This is a genomic window from Rhizobium sp. NRK18, from assembly GCF_024385575.1.
In the GTDB taxonomy this organism is placed as follows: Bacteria; Pseudomonadota; Alphaproteobacteria; order Rhizobiales; family Rhizobiaceae; genus JANFMV01.
In genome coordinates, this window is record NZ_JANFMV010000001.1 from 3444243 (window position 1) to 3458968 (window position 14726).

15 protein-coding genes, 1 tRNA gene and 1 riboswitch are annotated in these 14726 nt (G+C 62.2%); of the genes, 6 read left to right on the forward strand and 10 right to left on the reverse strand.

Going from position 1 to position 14726, the window contains the following annotated elements; all coding sequences use genetic code 11:
• The first annotated feature begins 164 nt into the window (after positions 1 to 164).
• The 3 genes from NN662_RS16300 to NN662_RS16310 all read left to right on the forward strand — a co-directional run bounded on the left by NN662_RS16300 (position 165) and on the right by NN662_RS16310 (position 2047).
• A complete protein-coding gene (locus NN662_RS16300; protein WP_261931278.1) occupies positions 165 to 830 on the forward strand; it encodes a helix-turn-helix transcriptional regulator in 666 nt (221 codons plus the stop codon).
• A 2-nt stretch (positions 831 to 832) separates the two neighbouring features.
• Entirely contained in the window at positions 833 to 1546 is a 714-nt protein-coding gene (locus tag NN662_RS16305; protein WP_261931279.1) for a thermonuclease family protein, read from the forward strand.
• An 87-nt stretch (positions 1547 to 1633) separates the two neighbouring features.
• Complete coding sequence (locus NN662_RS16310) at positions 1634 to 2047, forward strand: tellurite resistance TerB family protein (protein WP_261931280.1); 414 nt, start codon at positions 1634 to 1636, stop codon at positions 2045 to 2047.
• 22 nt (positions 2048 to 2069) lie between these two features.
• On the opposite strand, the gene NN662_RS16315 is transcribed toward NN662_RS16310, so the two are convergent.
• On the reverse strand, positions 2070 to 2897 hold the full coding sequence (locus tag NN662_RS16315; protein WP_261931281.1) for a transporter substrate-binding domain-containing protein: 828 nt from the start codon (positions 2895 to 2897) through the stop codon (positions 2070 to 2072).
• Positions 2898 to 3173: 276 nt separating this feature from the next.
• Between NN662_RS16315 and NN662_RS16320 the strand changes: the two genes are divergently transcribed.
• The gene (locus NN662_RS16320) at positions 3174 to 5000 is read left to right on the forward strand and encodes a glycosyltransferase family 2 protein (protein WP_261931282.1); all 1827 of its coding nucleotides are present in this window, start codon (positions 3174 to 3176) and stop codon (positions 4998 to 5000) included.
• Here the strand turns inward: NN662_RS16320 and NN662_RS16325 are convergent.
• The 3 genes from NN662_RS16325 to NN662_RS16335 form a co-directional block, all read right to left on the reverse strand.
• Positions 4949 to 5914, reverse strand: a complete 966-nt coding sequence (locus NN662_RS16325; RefSeq protein ID WP_261931283.1) for a UDP-glucuronic acid decarboxylase family protein — start codon at positions 5912 to 5914, stop codon at positions 4949 to 4951. The genes NN662_RS16320 and NN662_RS16325 overlap by 52 nt on opposite strands.
• A 127-nt stretch (positions 5915 to 6041) precedes the next feature.
• Positions 6042 to 6115 (reverse strand) — tRNA-Gly (locus NN662_RS16330).
• Positions 6116 to 6201: 86 nt separating this feature from the next.
• On the reverse strand, positions 6202 to 7296 hold the full coding sequence (locus tag NN662_RS16335; protein ID WP_261931284.1) for a 2'-deoxycytidine 5'-triphosphate deaminase: 1095 nt from the start codon (positions 7294 to 7296) through the stop codon (positions 6202 to 6204).
• 76 nt (positions 7297 to 7372) lie between these two features.
• Positions 7373 to 7451, forward strand: a riboswitch (SAM riboswitch).
• 44 nt (positions 7452 to 7495) lie between these two features.
• Here NN662_RS16335 and NN662_RS16340 point away from each other — a divergent pair.
• Positions 7496 to 8680, forward strand: coding sequence for an O-succinylhomoserine sulfhydrylase (locus NN662_RS16340; RefSeq protein ID WP_261931285.1), 1185 nt, complete (start codon positions 7496 to 7498; stop codon positions 8678 to 8680).
• 24 nt (positions 8681 to 8704) lie between these two features.
• On the opposite strand, the gene NN662_RS16345 is transcribed toward NN662_RS16340, so the two are convergent.
• Positions 8705 to 9331 (reverse strand): CDP-alcohol phosphatidyltransferase family protein, encoded by a 627-nt coding sequence (locus tag NN662_RS16345; protein ID WP_261931286.1) that lies wholly within the window; start codon positions 9329 to 9331, stop codon positions 8705 to 8707.
• A 189-nt stretch (positions 9332 to 9520) separates the two neighbouring features.
• On the opposite strand from NN662_RS16345, the gene apaG reads away from it, so the two are divergent.
• A complete protein-coding gene (gene apaG, locus NN662_RS16350) occupies positions 9521 to 9913 on the forward strand; it encodes a Co2+/Mg2+ efflux protein ApaG (protein ID WP_261931287.1) in 393 nt (130 codons plus the stop codon).
• 33 nt (positions 9914 to 9946) lie between these two features.
• Here apaG and NN662_RS16355 read toward each other — a convergent pair whose 3' ends face one another.
• From NN662_RS16355 to NN662_RS16375, 5 genes are all read right to left on the reverse strand, one after another.
• The gene (locus NN662_RS16355) at positions 9947 to 10783 is read right to left on the reverse strand and encodes an FTR1 family protein (protein ID WP_261931288.1); all 837 of its coding nucleotides are present in this window, start codon (positions 10781 to 10783) and stop codon (positions 9947 to 9949) included.
• An 18-nt stretch (positions 10784 to 10801) separates the two neighbouring features.
• Positions 10802 to 11146, reverse strand: a complete 345-nt coding sequence (locus tag NN662_RS16360) for a cupredoxin domain-containing protein (RefSeq protein WP_261931289.1) — start codon at positions 11144 to 11146, stop codon at positions 10802 to 10804.
• A 174-nt stretch (positions 11147 to 11320) separates the two neighbouring features.
• Complete coding sequence (locus NN662_RS16365; RefSeq protein ID WP_261931290.1) at positions 11321 to 12307, reverse strand: Hsp33 family molecular chaperone; 987 nt, start codon at positions 12305 to 12307, stop codon at positions 11321 to 11323.
• 47 nt (positions 12308 to 12354) lie between these two features.
• The gene (gene argF, locus NN662_RS16370; protein ID WP_261931291.1) at positions 12355 to 13272 is read right to left on the reverse strand and encodes an ornithine carbamoyltransferase; all 918 of its coding nucleotides are present in this window, start codon (positions 13270 to 13272) and stop codon (positions 12355 to 12357) included.
• Between the two features lie 31 nt (positions 13273 to 13303).
• Positions 13304 to 14503: an aspartate aminotransferase family protein gene (locus NN662_RS16375; protein ID WP_261931292.1), complete on the reverse strand. Its 1200-nt coding sequence runs from the start codon at positions 14501 to 14503 to the stop codon at positions 13304 to 13306.
• Positions 14504 to 14726 lie beyond the last annotated feature (223 nt).

Genomic DNA, 14726 nt, shown 5'->3' on the forward strand with positions numbered 1-14726 from the left:
AGCGCTGAGGATTTTATTCCTTTTCTCTTTACTCCAAAGGCGGGCTTCACTATGGTGGGGCCGTCTCGGGAGCCGGGTGGTCGCTCCCGAAAGGCAGACTTCATTGCGGCGTTCCTGCCTTTGAAACAAACCCGACAACGTATTTGCGGATCAGGGCCAGGGTAATGCTTTCTCACCAGACCATTTGGGGCGCGATAGACGCTTTGGCCGAGGCCAACAAGCTGACGCCGTCAGGGCTCGCGCGCCGCGCCGGCCTCGACCCAACCGCATTCAACAAGTCGAAGCGCCTGTCGCCGGACGGACGTATGCGCTGGCCATCGACGGAATCGATCGCCAAGATTCTCGATGCCACCGGCTCCCGCTTCGACGAATTCATAAGCCGTATCGAACCGGCAAACGGTGCATCAAAAATGCCCGGCGGCGCCTTTCCGCCGCAGCAATCGCCCATTCCCCTGCTGGGATTTGCGCAGGCCGGCGCGGGCGGCTTCTTCGACGATGGCGGATTTCCGGCAGGCCAGGGCTGGGACGAGGTGGACTTTCCCGCATCGCCCGCGCAAAAGCCCGGCGTCTACGCGCTCGAAGTGCAGGGCGACAGCATGATGCCTCTCTATCGGGACGGAGATGTGCTGATCGTCGAGCCCGGCGCGCAGGTCCGGCGCGGCGACCGCGTCGTCGTCAAGACACGCGAGGGCGAAGTCATGGCGAAGATCCTGATGCGCCAGACATCGAAGGCCGTCGAGCTGATGTCGCTCAACCCGGATCACCCCAATCGATCCTTCTCCACGGAGGACGTGGAATGGATCGCCCGCATCATATGGGCCAGCCAGTAGGAATGTTTTCTCTTCTGCGAAAACTGACCGTGCCGCTGGCCATGGTCGCGGCCGTCGAAATCTGGGTGCTGATGCTCGGTGCCGGCGCGGCACGGATCGAGGCGGGCGCGGTGTCACGACCATCAGCCCAGCTCACCACGACCGCAAGTGCAGCATCCGCCATGTCAGATGCTGCTACCGACGACCAGACGGTGATCGGCAGGGAAACCCTGAAAGCCCGCCGGATCGCTCCGGACCAATTCGGTTACGCCGGCGTCAGCCCCGGGGAAACATTGGAGCGGATAAGCGCGCGCGCACCGCTCACGCCTCCCCAGAAGAGAGCGGAGAAGATGGCCGGCGACGGAATTCCCCGTCCAAACGCCCTGGCCGCAGGCATCATCGGCACGCCCGAGGGGCCGATCCGCCTGTGGGGCATCACTCCGACGGATCCCGAACGGCGCTGCCAGACCGGGCCGGATGACTGGCCCTGCGGCATGATGGCCCGCACCGCGATGCGGATGTTTATGCGCAACCGTACGATCGAATGCGAAGATCCGCTGGAAACCGCCGCCGACGGCATGCCGGTCAAGCGCTGCACGCTCGGCGGGCAGGATATCGCCGCATGGCTTGCCGGGCATGGTTGGGCCGAGCCAAGCACCGGCTCGCCATACGCGAAGGCGGCCGAGGAAGCCCGCGCCGCCGGCATCGGACTCTATGGCGGCGACGCCCGCCAGTAAGGCCCGAGCGTCCGCCAGGTGCAGGCTTGCAAATCACCTGCCTGCAACTTAAATCCCGAAGGAAGCCAAGCAAGGGACGCCCACCACATGAAAATTCTGCTGACACCTCATGACGCGCTCATCTATGTGATGGTGATGGCATCGGCAGTCGACAGCGCCATGTCAGACGAAGAGCTCGGCCGCATCGGCCACCTGGTGCAGACCATGCCTGTGTTTCGCGATTTCGATGACGATCGGCTGATCGAGGTGGCCCGCAAATGCGCCGAAATCCTCTCCGGCGCCGAAGGTCTCGACATTGCGCTCGAGACGATCCGCGACGTGCTGCCGCCCCGGCTCTATGACACGGCCTATGCGCTGGCCGTGGAGCTTTCCGGTGCCGACCATATCGTCAATGCCGAGGAAATCCGCTTCCTCCAGCTTTTGCGCGACCGCCTGAAGCTGGACAAGCTGACCTGCGCCGCCATCGAACGCAGCGCCATCGCCCGTTACCGCTGGCTCTGACGAGGGGCCCAGCGAGCGCGACCTAGAGGCCGTACGGGAAGTACCGGATGAAGATATCCTGCAATTTGCCGTCGCGCGACAGTGAGGCGAGCGCGTAGTCGAAGGCCGCTGCAAGCCCCTGATCCTTGCGGCGCGTCATGATCGAGAGGCCCTCGCCAAGGAAGCGCGTCGAATAATAGGGACCGTCGAAAAGCTTGCAGCATCCCTTCGAGGCGGTTCCATTGACCCAGAACGGCAACTGGATTCCGTCGGAAAACACCGCCGGAACCTCTCCTTTTTCCAGGCCTCGCAGCATGTCGCCCCTGGTGCCGTAGGCGCGCGGCTGGAGGTCCGGAAAGAAGGCCTTCAGCATTGCCTCATGGGCGCTTCCCGAAAGCACGCCGACGGCCTTGCCATTCAACGCCGCCGTCGCATCGTCACCTTCAAGCGCAGCTGCGGTGCGAATAGCAAAGCGCGCCGGCAAGAGCATGTAGGGCCGGGTAAACGACGCCTCCCGGCGGGTCTCTTCCGTCACTGCGATGCCGGCGATCACCGCCTCCCCCTCGCCTGCCGCGAGTGCGCCGGAAAGATCACCGAACGGAATGGCCTCAACCTGGCATTTCGCCTCGATCCCCAGTTCACTGCAGATTGCCCGGGCAAGATCGATGTTGAAGCCGGACAGCCTGCCAGCCGGATCGATGAAATTGAAGGGCGGGAAATCGGTGGAGGTCAAAAAGCGGATCCGCGGCACGAGGCTCAAATCCGGCTTTTCCAGACGCTCATGCGCGTTGAAGAGCAGCGGCAGTTGCGGCACCCCGACTTCATCGGCAAACACCGCCACTGCACCAGAAAGATGCAATGCGGTGAACATACCCAGCAATTTCCCCATAGTTTTGAGAGGTGCAACTTTAAAGATCATTGCTAAATTCCTAACGGGGAAATTTTACGCTGGCACGAAAGCGGCTATATCACGGTGGTGGGGTTCGGGGAACATCCTGGGGATTTTTCCGGCAGTCCTGATGCGGAAAACATCGCTTTCCGCAGCCACGTCTCCGTTTCCGCTGCCGATCGAGCTGCGGCGACGTCCGCCAAACTCCGCTCTTATGCGGCAGGCCGGACCCTGCTGGCGCTTGGATTTTCCAAACCGATGGTCGCACGCTGCCTGCATCTTGCGGCCAGAAACGGCACAGGCGCCGACGACGAACTGATTGCCTCCGGCTTCGTGGAGGAGACATTCTATTTCGAGGCCATGTCCCGTCTGCTTGGCCTCCCCTTTGTCCAAAGCATCGACGCGAAACTCATCAGCGACAGCCCGCACCTGGATACCCAGCTCATCGAGCCATCCACGGTCCGGCTGGTATTGGCGGCATCCGAGCCGCTCACCATAATCGCACCGCGAGCCGATCAGTGCGAAAGGCTCCTGATGATGCTGGCGGAGCGCCCGCACATGCGTCCACGCTTTGCGATCGCCTCGCCCACCGCCATTCGAAAAGCCGTCTGGCAGGCGGGTGCCAAGCGCCGCACGGAAGAGGCCGTGAGGCTTCTTTTCGAAGGCAGAACCGATTATTCGGCAAGGTTCGTCCTCACCGGCGCTCAAGGGCTCCTCATCGGAGCCTTCGCGTCCGGACTGTTCAGTGCGCTTCTCATGGCCCCCGGACGCACCCTCCTTTGCCTGCACGCACTGGTGTCTTTTCTCTATTTCTTCTCTCTCGGCCTGCGCGGTCTCGCCGTTCTCTGGCGCGTCACCGCAAGGCGTCCAAAACCGCTCCCGGACGAAGACGGCCACCTGCCGGTCTATACCGTCATGGTCGCGCTTTACCGGGAAACCGGTGTCGCCGGTCAATTGATCGCCTCACTGAAGCGGCTGAACTGGCCGAAGTCGCGACTGGACGTGAAAATCGTCTGCGAGGAAGGCGATGACGAGACGATAGAGGCCATCCGCAATGCCGGGCCCGGGCCGGAGGTGGAAATCGTTGTCGTGCCGAAGGTCGGTCCGCAGACGAAGCCGAAGGCGCTCGACTATGCGCTTGCCGGGGCAAGAGGCACCTATACGGCGATCTTTGACGCCGAAGACCAGCCTCACCCCGATCAGTTGCGCGAAGCCTATTATCATTTTCAATCGGCGAAGCCCGATGTCGCCTGCCTGCAGGCGCCGCTGATCATCACGAACGCAGACAGAGGATGGCTCCCTTCACTTTTCGCGATGGAATACGGCGCATTCTTCCGGGCAATCCTGCCGCTTCTCTCGATGATGCGCATGCCGATGCCGCTCGGCGGGACATCGAACCATTTCAAGACCGACATCCTGAAGCGGTGCGGCGCGTGGGATCCCTACAATGTGACGGAGGATGCGGATCTCGGCATGCGGCTCTATAGGCTCGGCTACCGCGCCGAGGTCATCAAGCGCCATACGCTGGAAGACGCGCCGACGCGCATAGGCGTGTGGCGAAAACAGCGGACGCGCTGGTTCAAGGGCTGGATGCAGACATGGCTGGTCCTGATGCGCAAGCCGATGACGCTGCTTGGAGATTTCGGCCCGAAAGCTTTCGTCGTCTTTCACCTGATGATCGGCGGCATGCTAATTTCGGCGCTCGCCCATCCATTGATCTTCGTCTTTTTCCTGACGCCGCTCCTGCCCTATATCGGCGTGCCGCCACCGGAAAGCCCGATCATCCACAACGCGCTTCTCGCGCTGGATTCCATCAGCATCGTCGGCAATTACGGGCTGTTCCTCGCCCTTGGCTCGTTATCGCTGATAAAGCACGAGAAGCGTCTGGTCGGCCGGCGATGGATGGCCTTTCCGCTCTACTGGATGCTGATTTCCTATGCGGCATGGCGCGCCGTCATCGAACTCTGGCTGAAACCGCATTTCTGGAACAAGACCCCGCATGAAGCGACGCGCGTGATGCGCAGCGCGGTCAATCAGCCCGCAGACGCCACGCCTGCATCCGATTTCAGCAACTCGTCGAAATAGCCGATCGTCTTCTCAAGCCCTTCGCGCAACTCCACCGTCGGCTGCCAGCCCAGCAGCTCTTTCGCCTTCGAGATATCCGGCTGGCGCTGGATCGGATCGTCCTGCGGTAAGGGCTTGAAGACCAGCTTCGAGGGCGAGCCGGTCAGTTCGAGCACAAGCTCGGCCAGCGCCCGGATGGTGAACTCGTTGGGATTGCCGATGTTGACCGGCCCGACCACGTCGTCTCCCGTCCCCATCATCCGGATCATCGCCTCAACGAGATCATCGCGGTAGCAGAAGGAACGCGTCTGCTGGCCTTCGCCGAAAATGGTGATGTCCTCGCCCTTCAGCGCCTGGACGATGAAGTTGGACACGACGCGGCCGTCGTTCGGGTGCATGCGCGGGCCGTAGGTGTTGAAGATGCGCACGACCTTGATGGCGAGCTGGTGCTGGCGCCAGTAATCGAAGAACAGCGTCTCGGCGCAGCGCTTGCCCTCGTCGTAGCAGGAGCGGATACCGATCGGATTGACGTTGCCCCAGTAACCTTCCACCTGCGGATGAACGCTCGGATCGCCGTAGACTTCCGACGTCGAGGCCTGCAGAATCTTCGCCCGCACGCGCTTGGCAAGCCCCAGCATGTTGATCGCGCCATGCACCGAGGTCTTCGTCGTCTGCACCGGATCGTGCTGGTAGTGAACCGGCGAGGCCGGGCAGGCGAGATTGTAGATCTCGTCGACCTCGACGTAGAGCGGGAAGCAGACGTCGTGGCGCAACAGTTCAAAGCGCTGATGGCCGATCAGGTGCTCGACATTGCGGCGGGTGCCGGTGAAGAAATTATCGACGCAGAGTACCTCGTCGCCGCGTTCCAGGAGCCTTTCGACGAGATGCGAGCCGAGAAAGCCGGCGCCTCCGGTGACCAAAACTCTCGTGTTCATGTGCCGCCCCTTCTCGCCTGCTGATACCGGTCTAGGGGAGTCCCGGTGGACTGTCAAAGCGGGACGTGCTTTCCCAACAGGAGAGAAGCGCGAGACACAATTTTACAAGGCGATGAGACCGGAAAAGTGGAGCGGGTGAAGGGAATCGAACCCTCGTATTCAGCTTGGGAAGCTGCTGCTCTACCATTGAGCTACACCCGCAATCGACGTGACACATTCATGAGGTTGCGCCGGAAGTCAAGACCATCCTTCAAAGCCGTGGGCAGGGTTGCCCAAGGCGATTGACGTCAGGTGCGGAAATGCTTCGACAGCTTCAGCCCCTGCGCCTGGTAGTTGGAGCCGAGGCCGGAGCCGTAGAGCGAATGCGGCTTTTCCAGCATGTGCTCGTAGACAAGACGCCCGACAATCTGGCCGTGCTCGAGGATGAACGGCACCTCATGGCTGCGCACCTCGAGGACGGCGCGCGACCCGGTGCCGCCGGCGCCGGCATGGCCGAAGCCGGGATCGAAGAAGCCGGCATAGTGAACGCGGAACTCGCCGACCAGCGGATCGTAGGGCGTCATCTCGGCGGCATAGAGCGGGGGCACATGCACGGCTTCCCGCGAGACCAGGATATAGAACTCGTCCGGATCGAGGATTAGTTCCTCGCGGCCGCGGCTGTAGAGCGGCTCCCAGAAGTCGAACACCTCATTGGCCGCCTTCTCGTCGACATCGACGACAGCTGTGTGGTGCTTGCCGCGATAGCCGATCAGGCCGTCTTCGCCGCCGCCCTTGAGATCGATGGAGAGCGCGATCCCGCCACCGGAGACATTCGGCGTGTCGCTGGCGACCAGCGTCTCGCTCCTGTGGAGCGCCAGCAATTCGGCCTCGCTCAACAGCGGCTGGCCGATGCGGAAGCGGATCTGCGACAGCCGCGAGCCCTTGCGCACAACGATCGGAAAGGTGCGCGGCGAAATTTCCAGGTACAGCGGACCGGAATAGCCGGCCGGTATCTTGTCGAATTCCTGCGCATAGTCGGTGATGACACGGGTGAATATATCGAGCCGGCCGGTTGAGCTCTTCGGATTGGCGGAAGCCGACATGCCGGAGGGGAGATCGAGGCTTTCCATCAGCGGCACGATGTAGACGCAGCCCGTTTCCAGCACCGCACCTTCGGACAGGTCGATGACATGCAGTTTCAGCCGGTCGAGCTTGTCGGAAACCAGGTGGTTGGGTCCCGGCAGGAAGCTAGCCCGGACGCGAAACGCCTTGGCGCCGAGACGCAGGTCGAGGCTTGCCGGCTGCACCTGGTCGATGTCGAGTTCCGCCTGGCTCGTCAGCCTGCCAGCCTCGAAAAGTTCGCGAATGGCGCCATCCGCCAGAATGCCCGTCTGTCTTGCCATATGTTCCGTCCTTGAAGTGTGAGGCACAAAACCAAACTCGAGGAATTGACGCAAGCGGTGATGGGGAGTATTTGGCTCCTTATCCCGTGGTGATTTGGCCGGTCGGCTTGCAGCCACGTTAAACAAGTGGCTAAAAAGACCGGGTTGAAACCGGTCTGCATTTGCGGCCGGTTTTTTTGTTTTGGAAAGTGATCATGGCATGAGCAAGAATTGGCAACCGGCAACCCAACTCGTACACGGCGGCTCCATCCGGTCGCAGTTCGGCGAGATGTCGGAATCGATCTTCCTGACGCAGGGCTTCCTTTATGAAAACTCGGCATCGGCCGAAGCCCGTTTCAAGGGCGAGACCGATGGCTACATCTATGCCCGCTACGGCAGCCCGACCAATGACATGTTCGAAAAGCGCATGTGCATGATGGAAGGTGCGGAAGACGCGCGTGCCACCGCCTCGGGGATGGCCGCCATTTCGTCCTCCATCCTCTGCCAGGTCAAGGCCGGCGACCACATCGTCGCGGCCCGCGCTCTGTTCGGCTCCAACCGCTGGATCATAGAGACACTCGCACCGAAATACGGCGTCACTTGTACGCTGGTCGACGGTCGTGACCTCGCCAATTGGGAAGCCGCCGTTCGGCCGAATACCAAGGTCTTCTTCCTCGAAAGCCCGACGAACCCGACGCTGGAAGTCGTCGACATTGCCGGCGTCTCCAAACTCGCCAAGCAGGTCGGCGCTACCCTGATCGTCGACAACGTGTTCGCCACACCGCTCTTCCAGAAGCCGTTCGAACTCGGCGCCGATGTCGTCGTCTATTCGGCCACCAAGCATATCGACGGCCAGGGCCGCTGCCTCGGCGGCATCGTGCTGTCGTCCAAGAAGTGGATCGACGAGAACCTGCACGACTACTTCCGTCACACGGGACCGGCCATGTCGCCGTTCAATGCCTGGGTGCTGCTGAAGGGCCTCGAGACCCTGCCGCTGCGCGTCAAGCAGCAGACCGAGAATGCCGCGAAGGCCGCCGACTTCCTCGCCGAGCACAAGGCCGTCGCCAAGGTCATCTATCCCGGCCGCAAGGACCATCCGCAGGCCGATATCATCGCCAAGCAGATGAAGGCCGGCTCTACGCTGGTCTGCCTGGAACTGAAGGGCGGCAAGGAAGCGGCGTTCGCGATGCAGGACGCCCTGCAGGTCATCAAGATCTCCAACAATCTCGGCGACACCAGAAGCCTGATCACTCATCCGGCAACGACGACGCACAAGAACCTCACCGACGAAGCGCGGGCCGAACTCGGCATTTTGCCCGGCACCGTGCGCCTGTCGCTCGGCATCGAGGACGGCGGCGATCTGGTCGCCGATCTCGAACAGGCGCTCGACAAGGTCAAGTTCTGATCAACACAGCGGACGGCCGGGGCGTCAGTCACGCCCCGGCGGTTCCTCGCGCATCATGCGTCTGGCGAACAGGATGCGGGCGGCAGCGGTGTAGAGCGTGAGCGCCGCGAAGAGATAGGCCAGCCACCAGAACCAAGCGGCAAAGACACAGGCGACCGCGAAGACGGCGATCGTCTCCGTCGCTTCGGCGAGCCCGGTCGTGAAGTAGAACGACTTTTCACCGCGCGCATCCGTCGTCAGCCGGCGCTTTTCCGCCATCACCGCGAAGGCGAGGAAGCTCGATCCGTTGACGTAGAAGGCAAACAGCAGCACCGCTCCAGCTATGCCGTTGCGCCCCGGATCGGCGATGACGAAGGCGAGCGGGACCGCACCGTAGAAGACAAAGTCGAGGACGATGTCGAGGAAGCCGCCGAAATCGGTCTTCCGGGTGGCTCGGGCGATGGCACCGTCAAGGCCGTCGCCAAGCCGGCTGGAGAGGAGAAGGGGCAGCGCCAGCCAGCCGTGGCCGAGGGCGATGAATGCGGCGGAGAGAAGGCCCAGCCCGCAGGCGATCAGCGTCATCTGGTCGGCACCGACGCCCCGGATCGCCAGCCAGTCGCCGGCCTGCTGCAGATGTGGGTCAATTCTCTTCCTGATTGTGCCGTCAAGCATCCTTACCGCCCCTTTCCGGTCAGAGAACCGGCGCCTCGCCGAGCCCCCAAGCGTTAACCTAACCTATTATGATTAACGGCAAAAACCGCGTTCATTTCTGGTTTTTAATGTTTCGCAAGGGCCATCGCGCTTGACGCAACCGGCAGGCTATACGATATCGTTTATGAAATCTTAAGGAAGGTGTCCGGTATGTATCGCGCGCTGACACGGGACATAGAAGTTGTGGTGGAGCCCTACTATCTGGAGGAGCAGTCCGATCCGGAAGACAGCCGCTATGTCTGGGGTTACCGCATCGTCATTTCCAACAATTCCGACATATCCGTCCGCCTGATCAATCGCTACTGGCACATCACGGATCAGAACGGCCAGGTCGACGAAGTGCGTGGTCCGGGCGTCGTCGGCGAACAGCCGCGTCTGACGCCGGGCGATTCCTATGAATACTCGTCAGGCTGCCCGCTCGATACACCATCCGGCGTCATGTTCGGCCACTACCAGATGGCGACCGACGAGGGCGAACTGTTCGATGTCGATATTCCGGCCTTTTCGCTCGACACGCCGGACATGACCCGCACCCTCAACTGAAGCGACGGTTCACCAGGCCCTCGCGACCTGCTGCTAGCCGGCGCTTGCGTGGCGGGCCGCATGGTGGCCACGGGCCGATAGCGTGCGGGTCGCGACAACGACGGCGATCAGGGTGACCACGTAGACCAGCACCTGGAATTCGCTGGGCTGCTGGGAATAGCCGAACATGGTGTGCATCAGGCGGCCGGGAATGCTGCCTTCCTGCAGAAGCCAGGATGTGTCCCAGGCAGTCGCCGAAAGCCAGTCGATCTTGCCGGCACGTTCCAGGTAAGCAGCCGACTGAGATGCCATGCTGGCGGCAAGGAAGGTGATGAGGACGCTCGTGACCGAGAACAGATGGCGCATCGGAATTTTCACAAGGCCGAAATAGGTCAGCGCCGAAACGCCGCCGCCAAGCAGCAGACCGAGGGCCGATCCGAGCGCCAGCGACGACCAGCTGTCGCCTCCGGCGAGAATGATGCCGTACATGAAGAGCGCTATTTCGGCGCCCTCGCGCAGGACGGCAATGCCGACGACAAGCGCAAGCGCTGCCAGAGACCGCTGACCGTCACTCACCGCCTTGCCGGTGGCAGCGAGATCGGCGGCGAGTTCGCGGCCGTGATGCGCCATCCAGAGATTGTGCCAGATCAGCATGACGGCAGCGATCGCCAGGATGCCGGCATTGAAGAGTTCCTGACCGAAGCCGTCCGCCCATTCCGAGACAACGCCGGCAAAGGCTGCCAGCACCAGGCTTCCGGCAATGCCACCGGCGACACCTGCGGCGATCCACCAGCGGCTGCCGGCGACCAGCCGCGTTGCGGCCAGCACGATGCCAACGATCAGGCCGGCTTCGAATATCTCGCGGAAAACGATGACCAGTGCGCCCAGCATGCCTCTTCTCCCGTCACATCACTCGACGACGACGTGGCCGACATACTGCTTGGGATGGAAGTCGTCGAAGAAGTCATAAGTCCCCGGCTCCTTCGCACGCACGTTCACGACGATGTCGTGGCCGCTTTCGACGATCTTCTCGAAACCGAGAGCGGCGGACTCCAGCTCGACCGGCAATTCCGTCTTGTTATGAAGTTTGATGCGGAAGGGCTCGCCGGCCTTGGCCTTGATCTGCTGCGGGCTGAAGGTGTCGGCATTCAAGGTGATCTCGTAAGTCTTCACGTCCGCTGCCGTCGCGGCGGTAAAGGCGGCGCCCACCATCATGGCAATGGCGGCCGTGACAATGATCTTGTGTCCGTTCATCGGGTCTACTCCGGATAGTGGCCACGGCCAGGACGCGCCCGGCCAACAGTTTTCTGCAGCCTTAATATCATGAGATCATTTATCAAGAAATATTATGTCGCAGGTGACGCATCGTTTTTATCGATGCGTCACGCATTTCCGCCCGATCTGGCCATCAGCGGCAACAGTCCGAGCTTATTCGATCACCTCATTGGCGTCGAAGACATAGGTCGTCGAGCAGAATTCGCAGGTAACGGCGATCTTGCCGTCCTCTTCGCTCGCCATGATTTCCTCTGCCGAAAAGCCCTTGAGAACGCCGCCGATCTTCTCGCGCGAACAGGAGCAACGGTCGTAGACCGGCTGCGGATCGAACACACGCACACCGCGCTCGTGGAAGAGCCGGAACAGGAGGCGTTCCGCGCCGACCTGCGGATCGGTCAATTCGTCGGCATCGATCGTCTCGGCGAGCGTGCGTGCCTCCATCCAGGCATCGTCCTCGAACATCGGCAGGGCGTTGTCGTCGCCGTCGCCGCCCGGCAGATCCGGCTGGCGCATGCGCTCCGGCGCTTCCGGGAGAAACTGGACGATCACGCCACCCGCGCGCCACGTGTGGCGGGCCTTGCCGTCCTCGTCGCGGTCGTAGAGTTCGGCCGCGGCCAGCCGCATATGCGTCGGGATCTGTTCCGACTGGCGAAAGTAGGTGCCGGCAATCTCTTCGAGCGACGCGCCGTCGAGAGCGACGATGCCCTGATAGGGCTGGCTGAAGCGGCCCTGGTCGATGGTGAAGGCGAGAACGCCCGTTCCCAGCAACTGCTCGGGTTCGGCCATGCCTTCACTGATCGCCAGTTCGAGGGCCTCCTCGTCGAAACGGGCATAGGCGCGCATGCTGTCGGGCGTCGAGAAATCGGCGACGAGCAGGTCGACCGGTCCGTCGCTCTTCGTCTGGACTGTGAACTTGCCTTCAAATTTCAGCGACGTGCCGATGAGCACGGTCAGCGTGATGACTTCCGCCAGAAGGCGGGCGACCGGCACGGGATAATCGTGACGCCCCAGTATGGCGTCGAGCATCGGGCCGAGCTGAACCGCGCGGCCGCGCACATCCAGCCCCTCCACCTGGAAAGGCACGACCTTATCATCTCCGGCGAAACCGAATTCGCCGAGTTTGGTGGTTTCTTCCGCCATGGCGGATACTCCTTAAGTTTCGGCGCGCGAAACGGGGCGGCGCCGTATCAGATGGCCCCGAGGCACCAGGCCAGGATGGACTTCTGTGCATGCAGGCGGTTTTCCGCCTCGTCAAAGACTACAGACTGCGGTCCGTCGATCACGTCGTCGGTCACTTCTTCGCCGCGGTGCGCCGGCAGGCAGTGCATGAACAACGCGTCGTCCTTCGCCCGGCCCATCAACTGCTTGTTGACCTGGAAGGGCTGGAAGATGTTGTGGCCGCGGGCCTTGTGCTCCTGGTTCATCGACACCCAGGTATCGGTGACGACGCAGTCGGCGCCCGAGACCGCCTTCTCCGCATCGTGGCAGAGCATGATCTCGGCGCCCTCGTTGCGCGCCCAGTTCAGGAACTTGTCGTGCGGCTCGGAGCCCATCGGCACCGCCATGTTCATGCGGTAGCCGAAGCGGGCCGCGCCTTCGACGAAGGAATGCAGCACGTTGTTGCCGTCACCGGTCCAGGCGATCGTCTTGCCGGCGACCGGTCCCTTGTGCTCCTCGAAAGTGAGGAGATCAGCCATGATCTGGCAGGGATGCGTGTCGTCCGTCAGGCCGTTGATGACCGGCACGGTCGCATGTTCGGCAAGCTCCAGAAGGCGCTTGTGGTCGGTGGTGCGGATCATGATGGCGTCGACGTAGCGCGACAGCACCTTGGCCGTGTCACCGATCGTCTCGGCGCGGCCGAGCTGCATTTCGGTTCCCGACAGGAACAGCGTCTCGCCGCCGAGCTGGCGCATGCCGACGTCGAAGGAGACGCGCGTGCGGGTGGACGGCTTTTCGAAGATCATCGCCAGCATCTTGCCGGCGAGCGGCTTGTCAGCCGTTCCGTCCTTCGTCGCCACCTTGCGGGTGCGGGCGTCGTTCAGAATGCCTCTGAGGTCCTGCGAGGAGACCGCGGAAAGATCGAGAAAATGCTTGGTAGCTGCCATGATAACCTGTCAGAATTTCGCTTTGGCCGCCTCAGGCGGACTTCTTGATGAGAGCGGAATGAAGCGCCTCGGCGGCACGCTCGATGCGCGCCAGTCCCTCGCGGGCTTCATCCGCACTGACGATAAGCGGCGGCAGGAGGCGCACGACATTGTCGCCCGCAAGCACGCCGAGAACATGCTGCTCGCGCATTGCCGCAAGCAATTCTCCGGACGGGATCCGCGCCTTGATGCCGAGCATCAGGCCTTCGCCGCGGAAATCCTCGATGATATCCGGATACCGGTCCTTCAGGGATGCGAGACCCTGACGGAAGACCAGTGCGACATCGCGCACATGCTCGAGGAAGCCGTCGGCCAGGACGACATCCAGGACGGCATTGCCGACGGCCATGGCCAGCGGATTGCCGCCATAGGTGGAGCCGTGCGTGCCTGCGACCATGCCGGATGCGGCTTCCGCCGTCGCAAGGCAGGCGCCGAACGGAAAGCCGCCGCCGATGCCCTTGGCGATTGCCATGATGTCCGGCGTGATGCCGGCCCATTCATAGGCGAAGAACTTGCCGGTACGGCCGACGCCGGTCTGCACCTCGTCGAAGATCAGCAGCAGGCCATGTTCGTCGCAGAGTGCGCGCAGAGCCTGCAGGAACTCCTTCGATGCGGGCCGGACACCGCCCTCGCCCTGGACGGGTTCGACGAGAATGGCGCCGGTCGCTTCCGTGATCGCCGCCTTGACGGCAGCGAGATCGCCGAACGGCACCGGATCGAAGCCCGGCGCCTTGGGGCCGAAGCCCTCGAGGTATTTCGGATTGCCGCCGGCCGCGATGGTGCCGAGGGTCCGGCCATGGAAGGCGCCCTCGAAGGTGATGATATGGAACTTGTCCGGATGCCCCTTGGCATACTGGTAGCGCCGTGCCGTCTTGATGGCGCATTCCAGGGCTTCCGCGCCCGAATTGGTGAAGAACACCTTTTCGGCAAAGGTCGCAGCCGACAGACGCGCAGCCATCTTTTCCTGGCCGGGGTTCTCGTAGACGTTGGACAGGTGCCAGACCTTGCCGGCCTGCGTGGTCAATGCCTCGACGAGATGCGGGTGCGCATGGCCGAGAGAATTGACGGCAACGCCGGCGGCGAAGTCCATATAACGCTGGCCGTCTTCCGTCACGAGCCAAACACCCTCGCCTCGCTCGAAGCGCAGAGGTGCTCTTGCATAGGTATCGTAGAGCGGACCGTTCTGAGCCATGGCGCTGACCTTTCCTGGGCTATGTTGGCTGGGCACAAATAAAAAAGACCGCCTTTTGGGCGGTTGCCGCACTATCATCATATAGGGTGCCGATGTCAACAAATCACCCGCAAAATCAGGCCATCGCAGGGCTTCGTGAAAAAGCGGGAACGACCTCGCAACAGACCGGCGGCCGAAAAAATTTCAAACAGCAAGTTGGGGAAAACCGAGAAATCGAATCGCG

Bases quoted from the DNA above. Each gene is read 5' to 3' on its own strand.
- argF (WP_261931291.1), bottom strand. From the start codon at position 13,272: ATGGCAGCTACCAAGCATTTTCTCGATCTTTCCGCGGTCTCCTCGCAG.
- NN662_RS16340 (WP_261931285.1), top strand. From the start codon at position 7,496: ATGAGCAAGAATTGGCAACCGGCAACCCAACTCGTACACGGCGGCTCC.
- NN662_RS16360 (WP_261931289.1), bottom strand. From the start codon at position 11,146: ATGAACGGACACAAGATCATTGTCACGGCCGCCATTGCCATGATGGTG.
- NN662_RS16315 (WP_261931281.1), bottom strand. From the start codon at position 2,897: ATGTTCACCGCATTGCATCTTTCTGGTGCAGTGGCGGTGTTTGCCGAT.
- NN662_RS16305 (WP_261931279.1), top strand. From the start codon at position 833: ATGTTTTCTCTTCTGCGAAAACTGACCGTGCCGCTGGCCATGGTCGCG.
- NN662_RS16325 (WP_261931283.1), bottom strand. From the start codon at position 5,914: ATGAACACGAGAGTTTTGGTCACCGGAGGCGCCGGCTTTCTCGGCTCG.
- NN662_RS16375 (WP_261931292.1), bottom strand. From the start codon at position 14,503: ATGGCTCAGAACGGTCCGCTCTACGATACCTATGCAAGAGCACCTCTG.
- NN662_RS16300 (WP_261931278.1), top strand. From the start codon at position 165: ATGCTTTCTCACCAGACCATTTGGGGCGCGATAGACGCTTTGGCCGAG.
- NN662_RS16365 (WP_261931290.1), bottom strand. From the start codon at position 12,307: ATGGCGGAAGAAACCACCAAACTCGGCGAATTCGGTTTCGCCGGAGAT.
- NN662_RS16335 (WP_261931284.1), bottom strand. From the start codon at position 7,296: ATGGCAAGACAGACGGGCATTCTGGCGGATGGCGCCATTCGCGAACTT.
- NN662_RS16355 (WP_261931288.1), bottom strand. From the start codon at position 10,783: ATGCTGGGCGCACTGGTCATCGTTTTCCGCGAGATATTCGAAGCCGGC.
- apaG (WP_261931287.1), top strand. From the start codon at position 9,521: ATGTATCGCGCGCTGACACGGGACATAGAAGTTGTGGTGGAGCCCTAC.
- NN662_RS16310 (WP_261931280.1), top strand. From the start codon at position 1,634: ATGAAAATTCTGCTGACACCTCATGACGCGCTCATCTATGTGATGGTG.
- NN662_RS16345 (WP_261931286.1), bottom strand. From the start codon at position 9,331: ATGCTTGACGGCACAATCAGGAAGAGAATTGACCCACATCTGCAGCAG.
- NN662_RS16320 (WP_261931282.1), top strand. From the start codon at position 3,174: ATGGTCGCACGCTGCCTGCATCTTGCGGCCAGAAACGGCACAGGCGCC.